Consider the following 24,290-nt stretch of genomic DNA (forward strand, 5'->3'; position numbering starts at 1 on the left):
ATTAATCTTCTAATTTAAAATTATCCGGACTATATACTTTGTATCCGTTATTAATAAATGTTTGTTTTGATTCTTCATCAAATGGATTGATAACAATTTTCTTAGAGTGTGCACCCAGCTCTGCCGAAGCAATGATGATATCGCTTTCAATGAGATCAAAGTCATACTCGGTATTAAACTCAATATTTTCCTTAAAAAATAGCCTAACAATAACGTGAAGTTCTTCATCAAAATTTGATAGAATTTCATTACTTACCTCATTTTTAGGGGCGACATCTTGGGGTTTGATTTCAGCATCCAAAGATTCAACAGTTATGTTGTGAAATTGTGTTAGATTATAAATTTTCCAAAATTTTATCCAGTTTTCTTTATCCCAAAACGTTACAACCTTAAATCCGCCAAAAGCTTTTAATAAAAAATCTTGAGGGCGAATAAACACTCCAAATGTGGCTTCTTCCTTAAATTTTATGCCATCGGCATAAACATAATTAGTAAGTCCTTGGGGTGCTTTTTCAATTTCAGAAACACTTCTATGATTTAATATAGCTTCAGTATTATCAGGACTATAAAACGTACCCATCATTTTGGACTGTGAATTAAATAGCGCTAAACTTGACCAAATCTTTAAATCAATATTGGTGAGTGGATTAATAATTAAATGGAAGAATCTTGTTATATTATTGTTGAGAAATATGTCCGAAACATCATAGCCTCTGAAAGAAGGATGCTTTAAGAAAAACTTGTCTTTAATAACTTTCTCATCTTGCTTTAATCCTAGAATATCTTTTTCGTTAAACATATTTTCAGAAAAATCTCCCCAAGTAAATATCCATTGATTATACCTTCCGGAATCTATAATGTTATTTCTAATTGCTAAGTCAGATGGAAATCTCGAGTGATTTTCACTAGCGTGAAATTCATAACCGTCTAGGTAAATGGCAATAGATTTTAATTTTTCAATATCATCTAAAGACCATTCTTTGTCATTTATTGAGATACGAACACAAGTCATTACAAAATCTGGACGTGTCTTTAACGTTACTCCTTGAAGGACTCTCCCTAAATTTTGAGGATATATTTTATAAACAATTTCACAATTTCTATAGATTAATTTCAGTCTATAAATTTTAAGTCCTTTTTCATTATCTGGTTTAAAAGATGAGCCTGTATATCGGTCTGATAATGTTTCTAATAAAGTAACGAACTTCAGTTCTAAATCAGACTCTTCATTGTTTGCAAATGTGCTTACGTTTTGTAGGCTCTCAATGCTATTCCATTCATCTGCTTTTTCGATAATATCTGAAAATAATTCCTGAGCTTCAGACCTGCTTAAAATTGTTCTTTCATATTGGTTTCCATATGTATATATACATCGATAACAACCATCTTTACCCTCTTGTTTACAAGAACAAAAAGCAATTCTTTCATAAGCTTTTTTAAGAATCTCAGTAAATACCTCGGTGTCGAATAATTTGGATAGATAACCTGTGCCTCCTGGTATAGTTTCATAGAAAACCAAATACTTGTCTTTTCTATTAGAAGCTTTATTAAAAATCTCGTTTTCTCTTATCAAGATATGGTCTGGTCTTCCTTTAAAATATTCTTTGAGTCCTAGTTGTAAACCAGCTTTAAATAGAGCGATTCTTTCCTCAGACCTAAATTCTTGAATAGGCAACAAAATAGATAATGCTTCTGTATTGAACTTTCTATACAAATAGATTTCATTAAATACGTCATCGATGGCATCGTCATATACAGCTTCTCTATTCGAACAATATGGAAAGTGGTATGCTCTTCGCCTATCGCTTAACTCCCTAGCTGTTAAAGGTCTTTCCGTTGACTTGCCGCAGGTTTTACAAACCACAAAACCTACTTGAGGATGTTTTTCACCGTTTATTTCAATTTCTCTTGTGCCAAAGAAACCTTCTTCTCTAATTCCTGTATTGATTTCTAAATACTCAACATCTTGAAAAAATTCTATTCCAAAAGGAACTCTTTTTAAAACGTGAGCTCCCTGAGAGGAAGATTGGTTAATTTTTATATGAACTGATTTTTGATAAAATTTTCGTTCTCTATCATCTGAGGAATCTGTTATTTTAGAATCCTCTTTGTCATTAACAGACAAAACCCCTTGAAGTTTAACTAGTACTTTACGATTATTCAAACTAGACCAAGAACCGTGACCACAAACAGGACATTGAGTTTGATGTTCTTCTTCAACATCAATCTCTTTCTTTACGTGGTCACAATTACTACAAAAACGATGTTCTTCATAATCTTCTTGAGATTTTATTTCTAAGCCTTCCGACTTTAATTTATAGCCTTGAGAATAAAAAGTATTTGCAGGCGCAAGTTCCGTTAAAGCAGAAGAGCTCGGCCTTACTATTTCACTAAAATCTTCATATTTATATTCAGTCTTGCCATCAACTTGCTTTTTCCTTTTTATTTGAGCATTAAGAGTTACACCAGTTTCAGGAAAAGCATAGTTTGGAAGTACACCAACATTTGTAAGATACTCTATTACATTCCGCCTATGGATGTTATAAATTGCACTTGACAAAGCTCGTTTTTCATTCTTTAAAATAATTGTTTCATTACCAGTTTCTGGCAGGCTTCTCAATCTTTTATTTACATCCTTCACTTTTTTTGCGTAATACTCTAGCTCAGCAAGTAAATCTTTATGAATTACAGTTAATCGGTTTACTAATCTCCCTGAACTTAAATCTTCGAATATTGATGACAAACTATTAGAATTTTCTCCTAACTGGTCCTTATATTGGTCAACAAATGCCTCGTATAAAAGAGTTTTATTTGATTCGATATAAGCTGCAATTTTTTGAAACAGGAAATTAGGATCACCAGGTCTGAGTGATTTAACATTTAACATTCTCACCAAAGGTGGAATTTTATTTTCTTCAGGATCTAAGGTTGCCCAATTATCAAAACAAAAAGCCATAAAATGTCTTTTCAAAATATCTTTTGCCTCTAAATAGCAAGCTGGTGTTTTAATTTCACCACTCATCATATCTTGAGGGTCTTGAAAGTAATAGAGATCGTGTTCATCCCTTCCAGCAAGATTTAAAATCATAGATGTTCCACTAGACCTTCCTGCACGTCCAATGCGCTGTAAATAGTTTGCTGTTTCTGGTGGAAGTGACGAATTAAATGTCACATTTAAGTCTCCAATGTCAATTCCCATTTCTAGCGTTGACGTTGCCACTAATACATTAGTGCTATTTTGCTTAGGTTGTTTTTTAAAATCGTACTCTAATTTTTCTCTTTCGTTTCTATCTATAAGGCCTGTATGGTCTTTTGCAAAAATTCTTAATGAGCGACCTCTGTTGTAGACCATTCTATAGTAATCTAACTGAGATTTTTCAATAACTTCATAATGGCCATTACACCTATATTGAAGGCATTTCATATCCTTAACCAAATCGGCGCCACTAAAACCTGTATTTACTTTATGACCACACTTTACACAACCAAAAAAGGTCACATCGGAACTTACGTAAATACTATCTTCTGCTAAACCATAATTTGTAACACCAGCTGCTACTCGCGTATCTAAGATTCTGTTTGAATCTAAATAAGCTAAAAGCTGAGCATAGAAATCATTAATTAATTCTTTTTCTTCTGATACAATGGTTTGAAAGCATTTCTTAAAATAGGCACTAAACCAGTTGTCCTTCGATGCTGCTTGCACCACATCAAAAGCTCTTGTATTTGGACCACTTGCTAGTGCTAGAAACTTTGGAAGCCTAGATGAAGGTCCAAAATTCTTCATTAAAAAGAATTGTTGATTAACATTTCCTCTATGCCCAATCAAATAAGAATTTGTACGCTCTGTCCTGTACTTTTTTAAGTAGCGGTGATCTACACCACCTTTTGTTCTCAACCTGTGTAAAAAGCCATTTAAAAACTTAAGGAAAGGCTCTTTATCAATAGCACTACCTAATTCATTTTCATCTAACCAATACTTCATCTGGTCATATACTTCTCCCATCAATCCACTATCAAAGTGAGTTGCTGAAGCTCCTGTTTTTTCTAGGGTACGACCAATGATTGCTCGATAAGAAAACTCAGCCCATATTTCCCAAGACATTCTATTCGAGAATTCTTGGTCAAAAACAGCACTAAATTTTCCACTTTTATTTTGATAATCTGTTATTTCTAATCTTGCTTCGCAATCTGGCGGAAAGAATTTGTAATAATACGCTTCAAGATTCCCTTTGCCTTCATCATCTGAATTTGCTCTCCAATAATTAATAAAACGTTCATAAACTTCAGACAGCTTTATAGGTTCTTTTGAACCTTTTAATATGGTTTGAATGGCGTGCCTCATTCCAAAACGAAAATTTCTATTTTCTATAAATCCAGCTTGATGTGCTGCATCTTGGACACCATTAGTAAATGCTAATAGTTTTCGTTGACGGTCATTAGTAGGGTCTGTGGCCGTTGCTAAAACTTGTGCCGTAGCGATAGATTCTAATGTCGGCACCCCTGTACCAATTAGAGCTAAAGTGTTTCTTGAATTACAATGAGGGCAAATTTTATCTACTCTATTGCCATCTACAATCCGAGTACCTAATATTTTAAAATACTCTGGACTCTCATAATTATCATAAATACTAAGAGAATTCGGGTGTAAATAGCCATCAATCTCATCACCGGAATGACTGTAGTCTGACGCATATATTTCTGTATATCCTTTATCTTGTAGACTACTAATAAAGTAAAGGTTCTTATTTTGATTATTTGCTATTAAATGTTGACGTGTTCTTTTTAAATCTTCTTCAAAATGTACATTTTGTTCTTTTTTAATTCCTATCCAACCACTACCTCCACATTCACGACAAAAGTATGGTGGTAATGATTTTGCCTTGTCATTTGGATTACTGTCACTTTCCCATTCAAAAACAGGGCTAGGTTGAAGTTTGCGTACAATTTTAGAAAGACTGCGTAACCAATAGGTTATTTGTAAATAAAGAAATGGAAATTGCTTTTTACCCGATTGTTCCTTAGCATAGGTTATCAATGACAGTAAAGAGCCAAATAATAATCTTACATTATCTGGGTCTAAGTCTACATCAATTTTATCCTTCCATCTTATAAGTAGTGGCTTAATTTCAACCACTTTAGATTTTGATATCTTAAGTAGTTCAAAAAACCATTCGTTTTTCTTTAAAGCTTCTCCTAACTGGCTTGGGTTTAAATCCTCGTAAGTCCAAAATTTTAGCTGTCTTGCCAAATAAGTCTCATAGGTGTCATTCTCTAAGAATGCACATTGTGCTATATTTTTAAGATTCACATTAGGGGCTTCAAGAGCATCTGCAAAAAACTCATCAGGTTCTTGCCGTTGTTCTTCTATTACTGAATCTATTGTTACTTTAACACCAAAAACTTTAGAAAAGAACTCAACTAATTCTTGTTTCCCTTCATCTCCTCCTGCTAATGTTGCAGAAGTTCCAACAGGGACAATTTGATCTTTTGGTAGTTTAAGTTTTAATTTTAAGCGACGTATTAAGTTTGCTACATCTGAACCTTTTGCACCATCATAAGTGTGAAGCTCATCTAGGACTATGAATTTTAATAAGCTTGTATTCTTAAAATTATGGTGCCATAAATTGTGAAATCTTGATTGCAATAAAGCAAAATCAAGCATTTTAAAGTTTGTCAATAAAATATCTGGCGGCGATTTTACGAGGGTATCTCTATCTTCTATGATATGATCTTCACCCATTCTTGTGTTACGCACACCATTTTTATCTTTTCCCTCACCAATAAATAAACCTGCACGGATTTTTCCTTGTAAAACGTGCTTACCATCAGCATCTTCAAAATTATTTATTTCTTCAGCAATTCTTCTTGCCTGATCTGTAGCCAATGCATTCATTGGATATAGAATTATTGCTTTTATCCCTGGCGTATCTCTATGCTGATAGCAATAATCCAATAATGGGAATAAGAAACTTTCTGTTTTACCAGACCCTGTTCCAGTTGTTAGAATTACAGGTTCAGGATTATGCCCATTTCTGGTAGACAATTTAGCAAATGAAGCGAATTGATGGTGGTAGGGGTCAAAGGGTGGTTTTACAAATAAGGATTTTTCAAAAATTTCCTTATCACTTTCCGAAGTGATTTTATCAAACGGTAGTCTAAGTTGCATATAGGGCCCTTTAAACATACCTCTCCTTTCATTCAAAAGAAAGGCCTCAAAAGATTGGTCTAATGCTGCATCTTCAAAATTGAAAGTAGATCTTAAGTAATCTACTACCGCACGTTTTATTTCATTTGCTTGTAATAATGGTAGCATAGTCTTTTACTGTTCTTTTTTTAGTTGTAATGAAATTATATAATCTGATGGCGAAGCATAAAACAAATCATTGTTATCAAAATCAACATCTTCATTAAAATAGTCTTTTAAAATATGTACTTGTCCATCAATGACCAGAGCTATCTCAAAGTCCTTTCCTCTCTTAATTGCTTCCTTTTTTTCCGACCTACTTAAATGAAAGTAAGTACCATTAAATGACTTAACCTCTAAGTATTTCCAGTTTGGGTTATCATTCAATTTGTAACGTATATCGTAATGTTTATTATCTGATTTATCTGATGTATTGGAAAAACTAGAAACCCATTCCACCTTTGCAACGTCCTCACTTTTCATTAGTGAGTTAAATACAATTTGCTCCGCTTTCTTTCCAGATAATTTGTTTCGCTTTCCAACTTTATCATTGTGATTCCAACTACCATTTTTACTACTTTTACCATTGGAAAAAGTATGGTTTAGTTTTGTTGAAGAACTGTATATAATTTCTCCAGTTACTTCTTCTTCAGGATCACTATTGTCATCCTTTTCATTACTTTCTATAGCAGCCGTTAAATAAGAAATAATTTTATCGTCATTACCCTTAAAGTAGAAAAGACTTCTAATTTCACTTTCTTCAATATCTACCTCGTTAATCTTACTTTCCTTAAGCAGTGATTTATATTCAGGTAGAATTTTTATCAAAGATACTTCTGCACTTTCCTTTATTTGAATTCCAAACTCCTTGCTCACTACTTGTTTAAGCACATCTAGATAGTTTAGCTCTAATTCAAATCTGTTATTTAGCAGCGAGTTTTCAATAACTTGTCCATATATGAGGTTTTCATACTTTTCTTGAAAGTTAATAAGGTGCTTTTGCAGTTCTTTATTTTGATTTAAGTGCTTCCAAAGGGATGTATTGAAATCTTCTTTTAAGTCGTTTCTTTTATTTTCAAACTGTGCTTTATGATAATTTATAATTCCATTAAAATCATCCTCAAACAAGTGAGTAATTGGGATTTCTAATTCACTAGTTATTGCTTTCAAAAAATCGATGGATAGTTGGTCATTAAAATCAGTATAATCGATATTCTTAAATTTCTTCGAAATGGTATAGCCAAAATCATTAAGTAATAACTCCGCTAATTCATCTGAATCCTTTACTGTAGCAGGAAACTCCTTATCTCCATATTCATAAACTCTAGACCAAAAACAAATTTCATCCTTAGAGATTCCAAGCAACTCTAAAGCCTTGTTGTAATGTTCAGTTAAAGAATTGACCTCAATTGTAAAAATGGTGTCTTTGAGACTATTTTTGTCTTTAAAGATTGTTCTGTAATTATCTTTGTGCTCATTCACTTTAAACAACACACATAGAATTTCAGCAAAAGCTTCACATATTTTTGGTGTGTCTTTTACAATTTCTAAAGTGGTGTTTTGTTCTACACATAAATAAAAGCCTTGACTTGTTGGGTTGGGTAAGAATTCACCTGAAAGAAGGTTCTTAGATTCCCCATTTTCAATAGCATACCTTAATGAAGAAACGAGTCTTATATCAACTTTCTTCAACTCATCTGCTTCATTTTTTTGAATAGAGTCCTTAATTGAACTTAACCTGTATGTTAGGATATATGGCTTAATTTTTTCTAACCACTTTTGAAACTTATCATTGACAACACTTTCACGTACAGAATCTTGGTAAATCTGTAAATCAACATCTTTGAATGTTTTTACCCCAAAATATTTCGAGATTTGACTTTCCCCAGACCTTTTCGGAAAATCAAAAACCCAAAAATCTTCAGCAATTTTTGAAGGCAAAGTTGAATTGTCACTGTAGTATACTTTCTCAACAGATATGTACTCTTTCTTATTACGCTTCTTTGCTAATAGTTTATAATCTTTAACCTTGTTGGCATAGTCAAAATCCTTTTTAAGTTTAAAAAAAACTGAACGCAAGATTGTAAATTTTACGTGCGTATTTTTCTTCGGGATTTATACGTTCTAATTCTTGTAATATGCTATACACTTCGTCAACCTCTAAATCGTTAAATAAACGACTCACTTTAAGCTGATGCAATACATCTATTATTTTATTTTCACTAATACTTAACGCTTTGAAAACCTGATGTTCAAAGTTTATGGAATTATAGCCTAGTTCTTTAGCAAAATCTAGGTCTGCAATAAATTTGGTGTTTAAACCATTTAAGTAATTTTCTGCTACTTGATAATAAATATAAGAGGGATTGTCATTTACTGGTGTCACCTTATTATGAAAAGAGTAACTAAAGGTATCTACATTGTCAAAACTCAATTGTCTTGATATATAACCGTCTGAAATTATCCAAGCAACTAAAAATTTACTTATTGAAAAGTTAAGGGTGATTAACTAATCGATTCAAAGTTTAGTTAATCTCCGTTACCTTATACTCTTTATGAGAGTATTTTCTGGCCAACTTGTCTGATTAAAAAACTAAATTTTAGTAAATGTAATTTTCATCATCTCTATGCAGCTGTTCTGTAATCTGCTTGGTTTTTGTAATTCTATTTACACCTAGCCATAAAAAGAAATTGTCTAAGTAGCTTATACCATTATCTTCTAGCTCCCAATAATCATTGTCTAAAACATAGTTTGCATCATCAAAAATATCTTTAAAGATGATGGCTGTTGTTTTACCAGTATCATATCCTTCACCCAAAAAGAGGTCTTTGCCGTAACTTACTTCCAAGTTTTTATTTAATAAAGGCACATCCAAGTTAATACTGTTTCTCCTATCTGGGTTTACTTGATAAATTGAAAATAAAGACTTTACCATTTCAGTAACTATCTTTAATTTGCCATCATCATTTTCTTCGGTAGCTTTTATTTTATTTTCTGAAGTAGTAACGATATGCCTAATAACATCAGTTATATCGTTTGAACCGATATTAACGATATCTGAAATCAACCTTTTAAGAGGTCGAGAACGGTGTTCATTCTCAATCCGTTTTTCCTTAATTTCTTCTTCAAAGACTTTAATCAATTCAGTATATAAGCCATCTGACATAAATGAAATTTCAACAGCTTTAGGAATAAAATATTTTTCAATATCCTTCCTATTCATCATAAATGCCTGATTATGCTCAGAAATAGGATTACCTGCATTATCAATAAGTAATGGCACTTTATTTTTTGAAGAATGAATTTTTCTGAAAGACCAACTTGTCAATAATTTTATAAGTTGTGCACGTTCTGGTATACTAGTTATTAATTTTGTAACCGAGGCTAAAATTTCTTGCCATCCTTCTTCAGAATATTCAGAACCATAATTTAAATCTGCCTCTATATCTTCCGGAATAATTAGGTCGGCAAATAAGGATTCAACCTTGTTTCGCATCACCCAATTAGAAAATTCATCGCCGTAAAATACAGCATCTTCGTAAGTGCAATAACTACCGTCAACACAAGGAAATATCTTTAAAGTGTTTTTAAAACCTGCTATGGTTTTATAAAAATCTTTAAGTATTTCATTTTCATTAGCTCGGTCTACAGTCAGGAATTTATAAGATGACCAATCACTTGTTTCTTTTCTAATACTGTTTTCTGCAATATCACCAATGCTTTTAGCAATTTCTGATAGTAAATTGATGTTATCTTTTGAATTATTTATGTGATTTCTAGTTGGGTCAAGATCGAGCGTTGCGTGTATTAAAAAAGGTAAGTGTGTTCGTTCTTGGGTAGGGAAATAGGTAAAAAACTTCGAGTTTACATCGCTTAAATCATCTTTCCAAGCAATTTTGTATCTGTAATATTGTTCTTTCCCTTTTACCGTTTTATATAAAACATCACCAGAATCTTTAATATTCCAAGTGGCATCATTAATAGTTATTTTGGCTCCAGAATCGTTTGTAAATCTAGAAAGGCTTTTATCTAAAACCCCTTGACTATCTTTTACCTCTATAGTTTTTATATGATTTAAAAAAAGTAATATCTCTGGTGCTAACAAACTTAACTGACCTTCAATACCGTTTATAACTTCTTCGTTATCTGAAATATACTTTAACTCAATAGTTGTTTGATAAGCTGAAGGTTCTTTGTTGGTATATAATCTAGGAATTGCTAGAATGGCAAAAGGCACTTCACCTTCGCTTAAATACTCTTTATTGTCTGCTATTAATTTGCGTTGGCCCTCTTCTGAGAGCGCATTAAATTCAGCTTTGGCAATCTCTTGAGAAAAAACAACAGTATCGGTTTTAGTTTTAATCTTTACCTCTGTTACCCAATTAAGAATAGAACGGAAGCCCAATCCTTTGTTTCCAATAAACTCTCGTTTTTTGCTTGAGGTATGTGCAATCATTAAAGATGCAATTCCTTCTTCAGCAGTAAACGGATTTCCGTTGTTTGATATAGATAAAGTATGGTTCTCTCTGTCTAGCTCAATAACTACCGTATCTGTCTTTGCATCATCTGCATTTTGTAACAGTTCTAATATCTGTCTACCATTATAGGATTCTGTTGTCCCTTTCTCTAACCTGTAATCACTGGTAATGCGTTTTACTTGTTTATAAGTATCACGATTCTCCTCAATTAATTTGAGTACATCTTCAGCAAATATGGTTTGTGCTTTAATCAACATTGTTTTATTTCCTATTCTTTTTTATCGTTAAATAGCTCTTCAAAATGTGCCCAAGCCGTTTTATAATCTTCTACGCGGTCACATTTAGCAAATGGCGCATAATAGGTTATTTTTTTTCCTTGGTATAATTCGCTTTTAGTAATTGTATGCTCGTAGGTTTCGCCTGCTTTCATTGCTGCAATAGCATTCCAATCACCTCTATCTAAACCAACACCTACTAAACCTTTAGAAACTGTAAAAACAATATTTCCTTTAGTATCATACCAAGTATCGTCTTCGTTTTGCTGTAGTACGGGAAACTGAACATTATACATTAAAACCAATTCTTCTAAGGATAACCCTAATGCCATAGCAGTAATGACATCTATTTCCACCAAAGCTTGTCTGCGTTCAAACCAATTGCGCAATGGTATTTCCCATTTCCATTCTTCAGTAAGTGAATCAAATGGCTTTAAACGTTGATCAGCCTTACTCCACGAGTCTTGATTAAAATCATCATTCCAATTGCGCTCCCATAAATCTGCGTAGTAATTATTTATGCAGTTTAAAGTAAGCGTTCTAGAAATCAATTGTGATTTATAATTTTCTGGAACCCCCAAAGGAAAAGATTGGATTCTGCTATCTGATAGATTAGCTGAGCCAATAGTTTTTACAAAGAAATCATAAATCAAAGAAGATGTAAGGGCAGAGGCCTCTAACAAGTGTTTTTCCTCTTTAAAAATTATAGATATTACTCCGTGTATATGAGCAGTTTTTGGTGGAAAAAGAGCTGATGCAAGTGATCTCTCTGTATTAATATCAACCATTTTTCTAAAGCCCAACTTATAGTAATCAAGCCAATTATCAGTTTTCTGTAAACCATTTTCATCTTTTCCAACTATAAATGCACGTATACAGGTTTCATAACCTAATTGAACATTTGCCGGAACATAATTTGTTCTTGCTACAGTAAATTCATCAATTAAAGTGTGATCAATAATATCATAATGGGAATTTTGTGTGCAAATTTCTCTTGGGGTTTTGTATAAAGGATTACCGACAAAAAAATGAGGTCCGCTATAAACCATTTCAAAACTATCTAATTTAGGGTGTTTTGTTATTCTAATAATGTGTCCTGCATTTAAATCGTTTGTTTCATCCCAACAGACTGTAACTTTATTTTTAAAATCTAATACAGTATGATTGGAATTTCCGATTTTCTGAAGAATACTTATAATTTCACTTGCGTGAACGCTGACTAATTTGGCGCTTTGCCAATTAGTATTATTCCCAAACGTTTTTGAAAGAATTCTTAACTCCTTTTCGGTAAAATTAATGACTCTCGATTTATGCGGTTTCGTGTTCCAATTAAAGCTGTTGTCATTTTCATCTTTTATTTTCATTCCCTGAACAACGCCAGACCCATTATGGGACAATGAACTTCCTATAGTACTTGGATGAAATAAATTGTTTATAGCTTTAAAGTTTGGCTTTTCTTTTAGTTCTTCATACACACAAATGGAATAAAATCTAGTATGTGAAACCTCCGAAAACAGCATTAATTCATTTCTAAAGTTGAAATAATACTTAAGTCTCGCATTTCCAACTTTCCTAAATGGTTTTCCTTTAGAGTCATTAAAGATGTCAATTGGATGGATCAAGCCCATAAAACCATTCATTGACATTAATGAAAATCCATTTTCAAGTACACATTTATATAAGTTCGTTTGCTGTCCTTTTAATAATGGATAGTTTTGGTGACCATTCATAAAAGTTGCAGCAGATTCTACAGCTATATATTCATTAAAATAGGCTTCTTTTTGTATTTCAACTCTCAAGAACTCTTCTTGAAGCTTTCTAATTTTAGGTGCAGAAATCTTTCTAATCTCCAATTCAGGAAAAGACTCACCCATAATCCCTTTTTCTTCAAATTGAAGCTTCAACCAAGGCGGATTCCCTACAATAACATCAAAACCACCACGTTCTTTAAATACTTCTATAAATTCAATTTCATTGTGGAAAAAGCGGTGTTGTTGTGCTAATGCTTCTACGTATTTTATGCGCTCATCATCGTCAAACAAATTTCCTGCTCTGGCTTTTTTACGTATTTGTTCTTTTATGTTTTGCTCAGTGCCATCAAGCGTAAGTTCATTACTGTCTATTTGTAGTATCGATTCAATTTCATTGTACCACTCGGTTCTGCTGGGTAATAAGCGTACATCACGCACATCCCAAAACCAAAGGCTACACCAATAATCCAACACTAATTTTAACTTGTAATAAGGTGCAGAACGGTCTTTACGAGATTCGGCTAGTCGCTCTTTTTCGTCATAGCCTTTTGCCTTAATTTGAGGGTTAGGTTGTCCATATACTTGGTACACAGAAGAAGTATCTGCAATTACTCCCTTTTGCTGTTTGTAATGTTCTTCCAGTAAATAATCTATGACACTACTTATCTTTTGCAGTCGTGTAATTTCAACACTGGTTAATGGTTGTTTAAATTCGTTTCGCCAGTCTTTAAAAGCAGTTAGCTCAACATCCGTTAATTCTTCCTTCAATAATTTAATGCCATAACTTGGCACCATATTATCATCTGCTAATAAGAAGTGGTAAATCTGATTTTGCTTTCGCGAAAGCGTTCCATCTTTCTTCCATAATACACGCTTAGGCGCTTTGTCCCACCAAGGTTTTGGCAATGGCTTTTTGGCAATGGCGCCAGATGCGGTTTTAGGATATTGCAGTGAGCAGTCCTTCTCGTTATATACTTTTAGCCAAGCGCCAACAACTGCATTACCAGCACCAAGACGGTGTGCAAAAAATGGGGTTTCCATATTTTTGTGCATACAATTAAGCCACAATGATAGTTTACCGAGCTCAACCGCAGTTGGGTTTAAATCGACACCATACACATTATTTGCTGCGATATAGGCTTTTACTTTCTGTAATTCGTCCTTATAAACTCCTGGCGTAATACGTTTGCGGCCAGCCGCTTGTTCTTCATTTTCCTTTAACTCTAAATATGCAACAGCTAGTTGGTTAATTACCTCGTTATGGAATGCAGCTGCTCCCATTGCAGGTTCTAATATTTTAAGTTTTAAAATCTCATCTGCACAGTTTGTTCCTGTTAAAGCTCCATCAACTATAGCTTGTTGTTCTTTGAGTTTTTCAATAATGCCTTTCAGGGTATATTTTACGGTACACTGCGTTAAAACTTCGGGCGTGTAATACGATGCCGAATTTTTACGGTCTCTACCATTTAATCGATATACAAATTGTCCTTTTGGTATAACCACATCTTGTTCGAGATGCTCACAATCTTTTAAAATTTCAGCTTCTTTAAAATCATCTCGTCTTGATTTTGGCACTAAAAATGTGCCGTCACTTCCGTTTTTATCTTTAGCACTTTTAACCTCAATTAAATCTTCTCTTGCAAAGAAACCTGAATAGGATAGTAAACTTTCATAGACGCTACCCAATTGGTTAATTCCAAGATTAGAGTACGATATTCTGCCACGACCTTTATTTTTTGTTCTTTCGGAAAGCGATAAGCGAACCACAATTTCTTGCAGTACTTTATTGCTAAATTGAATTCCCTGAAGATGTATGAGCGCATCATTATCAAACAAAGGGGAATCTAGAGGTCGCATTTGGAATCCATTTTTCAAATTGGAACCTGTATGCAGGAAATCAAAAAGTTTCCATAAGCTTTCGGAAAAGAAATACCCGTTTCTAGAAGATTCTGTTGTCAATGCTACCATTTCTAAATCACGAAGCATTTCAAGACTGTAGCCTTTTTGATAGGTACTGTCTTTCATAGGTAAAATCTCTAAATCCTCTCTAGATTCTGCATAGAAAAGAAAGAGTAAACGGTACACAAAATTTAGACATTCGTCCTTTAGCTCTCTAGCGAAATTATCGCTGTTACGCAGTTCTACTATCTTACGTTTGTCATCTTGTGTAGCCGCATTCATTAATCGGTATTCAATAGCTTCATTCGCCAATGCCTCTACAGCATAGATAACCGCACTTTTTAAAGTAACTGTTACGCCATAACTTGCTTTATGGGCATCTTCCTCTAAACCAGTTAAAATACTTTCGGTTTCAGAAATAAATTGCTTTTTTGCTAGTAAAGCATAAAATAAAGCGAGTAAATTTCTATTGGATGCTGTTTTTGTGACTGTAAATAATTCTTCTAAATCGAAGAGTAAATAGCTATCAAACTTCCATTTCTCGTACTGAATTAAAAATATCTTTGGACCAGCAAGCATAATCAAATAGACTGGACGTTCTTCTTCGGGAAGTAAAAACAGTTCGGATAACGCTTCTTTAATTACTTCTGGTCTTATATCAAAACCATCCCAAGAATTCGGTAGCACTTTTTCCCAATCGTCTTTAATATAACTCTGCTCATATAACCCATCTGCATCAACATCGCCCACTTGTATCATAGGCTGCATTTCCATTATGTAGAGATAAGGCTTGTCATTTTTATTGAAACGGTAGCGAACAGGAATAATTTTATTATCGTCCATTACCACAGGTTCATCATAGGCTCTTACGCCATTAATGTAACCTAATGCTTCTAATAATTCTGTATGAAATTGGTGCGTGCGAAGCACTTTATCCTTCGTTCTTCTTAGATTTAGATAATCATTCTTAAACTTATAATACTTTTCACTAATTGGGGCAATCTTGCTTGTAAACTCTTTTATATGCTCAGTCCCATAGCCAGACTTATCAAACACTTTCTTCGGAAAATCTTCATCAAAGAAATGTTGAGAAAAGTAATCGCCTATATTTTCTAAAAATTCTATCATTCTTAATTACCCGTTATAAAAAACCGCTAATACTCTTAGGAAGGGTTCATTTTCTAATTGGAAGTATTCATTGTAAAATGCATCCATTTGATTTTTTACATAATTTACTTCACTCTGCCTCTTCTTTTTATAAAAAGAGCCTCCTCCATTTTTTTCATCTCCAAACTTAATTTCCATTTGTCGCTCGGATGCGCTTAGCCAATCATTCAGTTTCTTTTGATAGCGTTCTAATTTATCTTCCATTTTATCCTCCAGATCACCTTGAATTTTTAAATCATAAAAAAGTTTAGCACTTTTCACTGCTGCCGGAAGTAGTTTTTTAATATTATCAAGTTGTTCAGCAGTTGTTTCAAGTTCAGGCAATGTGTCCTTAAGGCGGTATTGATTTATAAACTCTTCAAATTCTTCCAAATTTCCCACGCTTGACTCTCCAAATGATTTGCCTATTACGAAGGTTTTGGAAAAAATAGGTTTTCCCTGTTGATTAGATGTTATTCCTTGAAAAACAAACCAAGCTGTATTTTTAGGAAGTGGCTCTCTTAGTCTAGCCACTAAAGCTTTACCGCGATCTATTTGTCCAAGCAACTTGTATTGCATCCATTTTGCAATAGGATTAAGGTCGTATAATAGTTGAAAGTTTGGCCATTCATTTTGTTTCTTTCTCGCTTGAATTATTGCATTTTCAACGATATCAACATTTGTAGTAAGATTGAATGTTTGATTTGGTTTTGGAAAAGCTTCTTTAGGCATATCGTACAAAACACCTTTAGATGAAAGCTCTTCAAATTGTTCAATTTCTAAAACTTTGTCGTTACTATCTATATTAATTAAAGGGATGAGCCTATCGTCTTTCGATTTTAATTCATCAATAAGCGAAGCATAATAGCTAAAATCATCTTCATAAAACGAAGCAAAACCTTCGTCGATTTTCATTTGAGCTTTAGTAGCAGATGAATCTTCAGTCAATGCACTTAACCAATCATCGTCCACCGTATTTTCTTCATTAGAATCCAAAAGTGACGGGTCATTATTGGCAATCGCTTTTTCTACTAATTTTGATTCTTGCTGTTGGTCATAAAAGCCCATAACACTCCCAGCATCTCCCAAACTTTTATGTACTTCTTCTTCCTTTTCTTTTAAACGCTCTACAATTCTAATATCTCCTTGAACATCTTCACTTTGAGATTCAGCAATAAGGTAATAGATGAATGGTGTTTTGGTTTGACCAAAACGGTCTATTCGCCCATTCCTTTGATCTAAAGTTATAATTGACCAAGGAATATCGTAATTAAACATTTGATTACAGAAGTAGTGAAGATTCACACCTTGACTTCCAGCATCAGAAGCAAGAAAAAGCCTAATTGTACTATCTTCTTTAGAAAAATCTTCTAAGATATCTTGCTGTTGTGTGTCCGTGAGGCTTCCGTTAAATTGAACTACCGCGTTATCGTTTAGCTTGAAGTCTTCTTTCAGATTCTTTTCTAATTCATTTAATGTAGCTCTGCGCTCTGCAAAAATGATTATGCGCTCATCACTCTTTTTCCCTTTCCAACCCATCTGGTCTAGTTTAAAGAGAAACTGGTTATACTTAGAATCACTTTTTTGAGCCACAATTTTTTCGAGAACGTCTTTCAGCTCTTCTAGATGTTCTATTACACCATCTTCATCAATCGCTTTATCTATTCTTTTAATTACGGTTTCTAAACACGCTTTAGGCGATGACATATATGCCTTGAATAAACCTATGGAAAAAAGCAATGCTCCGAACGTAGAATTTCCATCACTCTCTTCCTGTGCAACAGCTTTAAATTCTTGAATAATTCGTAAAGCTTCTTCTTCATCAGGATTTAAAGGGCAATCTATTTTACTTGTTATCCTGTCTCTAAAGGCATCACCAACTTCATCCTCAATATCCTTTTTAAACCTACGAACATATAATGGCTGAATATCTTCTTTTGTAAATTCGCCATCATAAGGTATTGCCGTAGGATCTAACATACTTATTAAATTTGCAAAATTCTCACGTTTACCGTTGTGAGGTGTCGCAGATGTCAAAACCATTGCTTGCGTTCTCTCTGATAAAAATTTAGCTAATCCACCTCTCTGAGATGCAACATTGGCAACCGTATGGCATTCATCTATTGCAACGATATCCCATTTTACTTTTTCTAAATAGTGCCTGAATTTTGCATTGTTTTTCAACGTATCGATAGATACTATAACCTTGTCATAGTAATCGAATGGATTTTTGTTTGATGGTATTTCTGTTTTAATTCTTGCTATTCCCTGACTATCTAATCTAACTAATGGAATTGCAAAACGAGCCCATATTTCCTGCTGAAATTGAGCAAGAATAGATTTTGGTGTAACTACTAAAACCTTCTTTCCCTTTCCACGTCTGATTAATTCCGCTAAAAAAATGCCAACTTGAACTGTTTTACCAAGCCCAACAGCATCTGCAATTAGGATTTTTGGTTGTGGCAATGAAAGTGCCTTTATAGTAGATTCAAATTGATAATTAGCACCTCTTATTGCCGCTTTATGAGCTATTTCAATATGTTCAGAATAATGCGAAGAGTTTCTGAATATTGTCTCAAGAAACAACTTTGTTTGCCTATAATGGGTAGAGTCGTCAGCCTGAAGTTCGGTTTCTTCTGGTTGTATTACTCGATAGTTTTCTAATCGTAAATCAAATTGAAAACTTTGACCGTATACTAATTCAGAAATTCCTTCGACATCAATGATGTCGCGTTCTCTGTTGGTAACTATAAAATCTTCTCCTCTTAAGTTAATCCTTATTCCAGGGGTAACATTAAGGCTTTGGTTGGTTAAAGTATCGTTGCTCAAATTATTATATCTAATCTTTATACATTATCGATTGCAAGCCTTAAAGCTTCTTTTGTAAACTTCTCACTTTTAACAGTTTTCAAAATTTTATCTGCTAACCACATCGTAAGTAAATCCTTTTTTGGCTGCTTAAAAATTTTTGCTAAAACATCTATATGTTCTCTTTTAAATGAACGCTCACTGCGTTCCATTTTACTTAACATTGCTTGGTCTATTTCCAATTGAGCTGCTAATTGCCGCAACAATACATCATTAGACTCTCTAAGTGCTCGTATGTGTTCGCCTATCATAATCAGGTAGTTTTCATTAAAAGACTTGACAAATTTTGGACAATTTAAGGATTATGTTGGAGAAAATTTCTACTTTGTAGGCTTAAGTTTTTAACATTTGAGTATTTTATAAATATATGAGAAGTGTTCCAACCATAAGATTGAATAAAGTGTTGAGAGAGTTAAATTTATCGTTAGATAAGGCTATATCTTTCTTAGACGGGAAAGGTCTTGAAATTGAAGCCAGACCTACAACTATAATAGATGATTCAGTATACAATTTATTATTAGACGAATTTTCTAAACCAAAAAATAGCATAATCAACGAACCTAAGTCTATTATTCAGATTGCAAGCCCACCTATCAATCACGATGCTTTAGAACTGAACAAAAATATACGTATTCCAGATTTTGATTTTGATGAGCAAGAAGAATTAGAAGAAGAAAATCAAACTGAATATGAAAGAAACAAAAGAGTTTGGCATAAATATATAACTGCACAAGAAAAAATTATTGACTACCGAAGTCTCCCTGTAGCTATTAACCCTAATCAAAAGTATACGTTGGAGGGCAACACTTTAAAGATAGAGGTAGATCAAGATATTTTCAAAAAAATCTTTAAGGATGAAGTTGAGACTATTTTTAAAATAGATACTTATGATTTTGATAGCGATCATATACTACAAGACTTAGAAATAACGGAGCAAATTAATATCGAAGACTTAAAAAATTTAAAGGAAAGTGCTTCGTCAAAGTATATCGAGTTCAATGAACATCCAATTATTGAAGGTGTTATCAGAGAGCGAAACAGCAAGTCAAAAGGTTTAGAAAAAATCATAGGAAGAATATCAAGAAACTTTCTTTTCAATAAAGAAGGACTTATACTTCTTACACAAGCAGAGAAAGAAAAAGTAGACATTTTGAAAAATGTTTCTTTTGAAAAAAATGCTGGAGCTGTTTTTCCTTTATTCCCCAATATTAAATTTTTACTTAGTCTTATCTATAAAGAAAATTCTATTCAGGAAACTGGTAATAGATTCACCATATTTAACGGAAAGATTCATAATAATATCGAAGCCTATTTAGAGAAGGAAATTGGGTTAAAGCGGAAGCGTTTTCTTTTAATTTTTCAGTTTCCGAAAAATTCAGGACTTGAAAAAAAAATAAAAGATTTAGAAAAATTCAAAGGTATCGATTTACCAACACCAGAAAATGATGCGATTAGCTTTAGGATAGAGGTTAATAGTAGCAATTTAAATGATACTGAAACGCGAAACTCCATTAGTTTAGAAGAACAGTTATCACATTTTAAAAGAGAATACCGAAGGATAGATCAAATTATAAGAAAGTATTTCCCTAAAAAATCATATCGAACGAATTGGAATGTAAAATATAGTTACGATGGGAAGCAACTCAGAAAATTTTACTCAAAAAATAGCGATATAGAACTAAAATTTTGGGATAGAATTTATCCTGACATACACGGTGAAGAATTTCAAATAAGTAGTGACAAGTCAACGCTTTCTTTTGATTTTCAGGATTTTGAAGGCTTAGAAAGCAAAAAACAAAGCTTAAGGGCTTACAATTATTTTTACCTTGAAGATTATGGAACGGATCACAAGTTTAAGTTCAACATAAAATTTGAAACAGGTCTTCACGATCTTCAGAAGAAACTAAAGATTAATGCAGAATCATTATCAACAAGACTAATGTTGAATGGTCAAGAGCTACGGTTTCATAAACATTATAAACCAGGCAACAAAGGATTTGTACGGGACTATTTAACAAATGTAATCCGTGAGTATATTGAAGACGAAAAATACGATGTTTACATTGATGATACGTTTAAAGAAAAGTATCTCTGCGTTGAAAATTTTGAATTAAAAGTAGAGCAAGAAGAAGAAAAACTTTCGAAACTGAAAAGAGAAAGTTTTTATTATGGTGATAAAAAGAATAAAAAGCCACTAGGTAGATTACAAAAGGTAGATTATCCTAGCCTTGAATTCTTTGTGGAAGACGAGAACATTGAAGATCTAAATAAATCATTATTAAAACAGGAGATAAAAGCTGTCTTTCCAGATTTAAAAGGCGAAAGAGATAAAATTTTAAGACTTACAGACACAGTAAATAAATTAGAATCTGAGGTTACTCTTCCAAATAATAATAGCAGAAATTTTCTTTTTGACTCGTCAATGGCTAAGCCTATTCACGATGTAGATTCTCTTCTGGATGAACAAGGAAATCAATGGAGACTTTTTGAGGAACAAATGTTATCTCAACATTTAAATACATCACAAAAGCAAGCGATACTAAAAAGTTTACACGCTCAGGATTTAATGCTTATACAAGGACCACCCGGAACAGGCAAATCCACTGCCATTGCAGAAATTATATGGCACCATATTCTAGAAAACCCCAAACAAAAAATACTTCTTACCTCTGAAACAAATCTTGCAGTGGATAACGCAATGGATAGAATTAAAACTGGTTCAAATAATATTGTGAAACCTATACGGTTTGGAAACGAAGATAGACTGGCCTCAGAAGGATTATTTTATTCCTATGAAACTGTGGTATCATTCGGTAGTGATTTAAGTTTTAAAGAACCTAACATAGTGGAGCATTGGGTTGAAAACGTGGCTAAAAGAGTTGGTAATGATGAAAATATAAATAACGCATTAAATGATTGGAGGTCTTACCTTAATGGCAAAGACAAAGAAGTGAGATCTATTTTCACGCAACAATATTTAGAAAATGTAAACTTGATTGGAGCAACTGGAAGCTCAATGGGTAAACTTAATTCTGAAGGACGCTATACTTCGTTTTTTCATTCGTACTTAAAGGTTTTCAATAAAGGAGATTACTTTCCAAAAATTGATTATAAGAAATGTAATGGCATTGATATTGTTTTTGATACAATCATTATGGATGAGGCCAGTAAAGCCACACCACCTGAACTAGCATTACCAATTATATATGGTAAAAAAGCAATTATAGTTGGAGACCATAGGCAATTGCCTCCAATGGTTGATGGAGAAGAAATAAAAGACACCTTGTACTCAATAGGCGAAAAGGAATTGGCAAGCACTCTGGAAAGAGATGAGTTTAAAAAATCTCAGTTCGAAAATTTATTTCAGAACCCAAATTTAGATTTAAGCTTAAAAGGTACTTTTAATACTCAGTATAGAATGCACCCGGCTATAAATGATGCTGTGTCTCAGTTTTACATAGATGATGGCGGCTTACATTGTGGATTGCCTCTTGACGAGAAAGATCACCAAAGTTTTTTAGAACCATCTTCTAGGTATCACGGTCTCAACTATAAAAATATTTTAACGCCAGAAACACACACGATGTGGATTGATGTAAATGGACCTGAAATAAAAGAAGGTACATCTAGATCTAACATTGGCGAAGTTGAGGCTATTGACTCCATACTATATTGCATCAAAAACAGCGACGGATATCCAGAATATACTAAATGGCTTTCTACACAACCTAAAGAGGAAAGTGAAATAGGCATTATTAGTTTTTATGGGAAGCAAATCAATCATTTGAATAAAATGATTGAAAAAAATCATAAAGACATATCTACTAGGCTAAGTACAGTTGATAAATTTCAGGGAATGGAGCGGAATATTATCATTGTTTCAATGGTGAGAAGTGATAAGATAGCAGCTACTACTGATCAATCACCAGATTTCTCTCTTTATGAAAGCAAAGGGTATCCTGAGCAATCTAGCTTGGGTTTTGCAGAATCTCCTAATAGGCTTAATGTAGGTCTTTCTCGCGCAAGAAGATTACTCATTATCGTTGGAAATAAGGATCACTTTTGTAAAAAAGAAATATACCAGAATGTTTTCAACACTATAAGTGATTCTACAAACGGAAAAATAATTTCTTCCAATATTTTCAAAAAGACCATTACGACAGATGAGCAATAAGATCCTTTCCATATTTAAAACAAACTGGGTAGTTAAATCTATTCCATTTGAAATCCAGTACCGTAAGGCAAGTTCAACTACTGAAACTGATAAAATACTCTGTACTATAATTAGAGAAAATTGCGGCAATATCTCGTATAATGAATTTGCAATATTATTGGGCTTTAATATATCAACCATAGAAGGTGTAATAAAATATGGTGACCCCGCTGAGAATAAAATTTTTGACTTTTATTTAAAACGTCTCGAAGATTTCCATTTAACAGAATCACGAAATAATATTATTAAGCTAACAAATGCAGGTTTAGACTCATTAGAAACAGGTCTTAAATACAAATACTTCGCTGCGCGAATTACTGTATTAGAAAATATAACAGCTAATGACAGTGATGATAGATTTTTTTCTTTTAAAGATGCATTTGGTTTGACTAAATCTCTGACAGCAGTAACTGAATTGAATTCAATTGTTGTTATCGAACGTGACTTTTTATTGGAAAAGATAGATTTTCAACTTTTTCAAAGTGATGAATTTGAAGGAGAAGCTTTAAATTTTAAAATGCTAGAATCTAAGGAAGCATTTAATGAATTCGATATAAACACATTTTTAGTGGTAGATGAAAATCAGACGATGTCGATACAGTTTGAGCATTCTGATAATGAGTCTACTTCAATAGACAATTTGGTCAAACAAGATCAAAATTCCGATCTATACAGAGCACTTATAAGAAAAGGGGAATTCTATTATTTCTTGAGCCTTAATAAGACGATAGATTCAGAAATCTTAATTTTATATTTAGACCTATGGGATTGGTCACAACTTGTCGAAAACCCAAATGTAAATTGGAGCGATAAGCAAGTTTTTGAAATCGTCAGCCAAAATGCGGATAAAGGAATATGGAGAGTAATTAGCTCTAACGTAGCTCTGGAAATTCTTGTTGAGCACTTAAAACAATATCTCTATTTCTGGGATTGGTCAATATTATCAAATAGATTTAGTGAAGCTGTAATAAGAGCAAGCATTACAGAATATCCTTGGGATTTTGAGATCCTATCTGGAAAGGACTCAGACTTAGTTATCGATTTACTTCAAAATAAAGAATTAAATGATGAGAATTGGGACTGGTCATATTTATCTGTGGAACTACCAGAGAGTTTTATTAGAAAAAACATAGAACAATTTCCGTGGGACTATTTTACCATTACTCAGAATAGATTTAGCATTTTTAAGGATATCTTTAATGAAGCTTTTAAAAGCGACTCCTATGATGCCCTAAAGTTTTTGTGGGATTGGAAATATATCTCATCGGAAATTAATCTAAACACAGTTTACAAGCATCTAGATATATTTGCACCATATATCAGTTGGGAAATCATTCTAAAACGATTTTTCACTAATGAAAGTATCATAGAAACATTTTTAGCTGACAAATCTTTTCAAGAAAAGTTAAAAAATCTACTGCCAAAAAACATTAGCGTTACTACCCAAGAATATTATTTCACAAAAGAATTAG

General features: G+C 33.1%; 9 protein-coding genes. 2 read left to right on the forward strand and 7 right to left on the reverse strand.

The features are described 5' to 3' along the window. Window position 1: 1 nt before the first annotated feature. The 7 genes from A9996_RS13920 to A9996_RS13950 all read right to left on the reverse strand — a co-directional run bounded on the left by A9996_RS13920 (window position 2) and on the right by A9996_RS13950 (window position 18,856). The gene (locus tag A9996_RS13920) at window positions 2-6,316 is read right to left on the reverse strand and encodes a DEAD/DEAH box helicase (protein ID WP_066436245.1); all 6,315 of its coding nucleotides are present in this window, start codon (window positions 6,314-6,316) and stop codon (window positions 2-4) included. Window positions 6,317-6,322: 6 nt separating this feature from the next. After that, a complete protein-coding gene (locus A9996_RS13925; RefSeq protein ID WP_066436247.1) occupies window positions 6,323-8,266 on the reverse strand; it encodes a protein NO VEIN domain-containing protein in 1,944 nt (647 codons plus the stop codon). Further along, the gene (locus tag A9996_RS13930; RefSeq protein WP_066436251.1) at window positions 8,247-8,621 is read right to left on the reverse strand and encodes a hypothetical protein; all 375 of its coding nucleotides are present in this window, start codon (window positions 8,619-8,621) and stop codon (window positions 8,247-8,249) included. The genes A9996_RS13925 and A9996_RS13930 overlap by 20 nt, the downstream gene beginning before the upstream one ends. Window positions 8,622-8,787: 166 nt before the next feature. Beyond that, window positions 8,788-10,923, reverse strand: coding sequence for a sacsin N-terminal ATP-binding-like domain-containing protein (locus tag A9996_RS13935; protein ID WP_066436254.1), 2,136 nt, complete (start codon window positions 10,921-10,923; stop codon window positions 8,788-8,790). Window positions 10,924-10,934: 11 nt separating this feature from the next. Continuing rightward, entirely contained in the window at window positions 10,935-15,719 is a 4,785-nt protein-coding gene (locus tag A9996_RS13940; RefSeq protein WP_066436255.1) for an Eco57I restriction-modification methylase domain-containing protein, read from the reverse strand. Between the two features lie 6 nt (window positions 15,720-15,725). Beyond that, on the reverse strand, window positions 15,726-18,566 hold the full coding sequence (locus A9996_RS13945; RefSeq protein WP_066436258.1) for a DEAD/DEAH box helicase: 2,841 nt from the start codon (window positions 18,564-18,566) through the stop codon (window positions 15,726-15,728). A 17-nt stretch (window positions 18,567-18,583) separates the two neighbouring features. Continuing rightward, window positions 18,584-18,856, reverse strand: coding sequence for a helix-turn-helix domain-containing protein (locus A9996_RS13950; protein ID WP_083993966.1), 273 nt, complete (start codon window positions 18,854-18,856; stop codon window positions 18,584-18,586). Window positions 18,857-18,972: 116 nt separating this feature from the next. Here A9996_RS13950 and A9996_RS20975 point away from each other — a divergent pair, with 116 nt between their 5' ends. Continuing rightward, a complete protein-coding gene (locus tag A9996_RS20975; RefSeq protein WP_066436264.1) occupies window positions 18,973-22,779 on the forward strand; it encodes a DEAD/DEAH box helicase in 3,807 nt (1,268 codons plus the stop codon). Next, on the forward strand, window positions 22,769-24,290 hold a 1,522-nt coding region (locus A9996_RS13960; protein ID WP_157487223.1), incomplete at its 3' end, for a hypothetical protein. The genes A9996_RS20975 and A9996_RS13960, both read left to right, overlap by 11 nt.

Source organism: Gelidibacter algens (assembly GCF_001678675.1).
In the GTDB taxonomy this organism is placed as follows: Bacteria; Bacteroidota; Bacteroidia; order Flavobacteriales; family Flavobacteriaceae; genus Gelidibacter; species Gelidibacter algens.

What these genes read in the sequence shown, in the direction of transcription:
- A9996_RS13940 (WP_066436255.1), bottom strand. Translation starts at nt 15,719, where the DNA reads ATGATAGAATTTTTAGAAAATATAGGCGATTACTTTTCTCAACATTTC.
- A9996_RS20975 (WP_066436264.1), top strand. Translation starts at nt 18,973, where the DNA reads ATGAGAAGTGTTCCAACCATAAGATTGAATAAAGTGTTGAGAGAGTTA.
- A9996_RS13935 (WP_066436254.1), bottom strand. Translation starts at nt 10,923, where the DNA reads ATGTTGATTAAAGCACAAACCATATTTGCTGAAGATGTACTCAAATTA.
- A9996_RS13950 (WP_083993966.1), bottom strand. Translation starts at nt 18,856, where the DNA reads ATGATAGGCGAACACATACGAGCACTTAGAGAGTCTAATGATGTATTG.
- A9996_RS13920 (WP_066436245.1), bottom strand. Translation starts at nt 6,316, where the DNA reads ATGCTACCATTATTACAAGCAAATGAAATAAAACGTGCGGTAGTAGAT.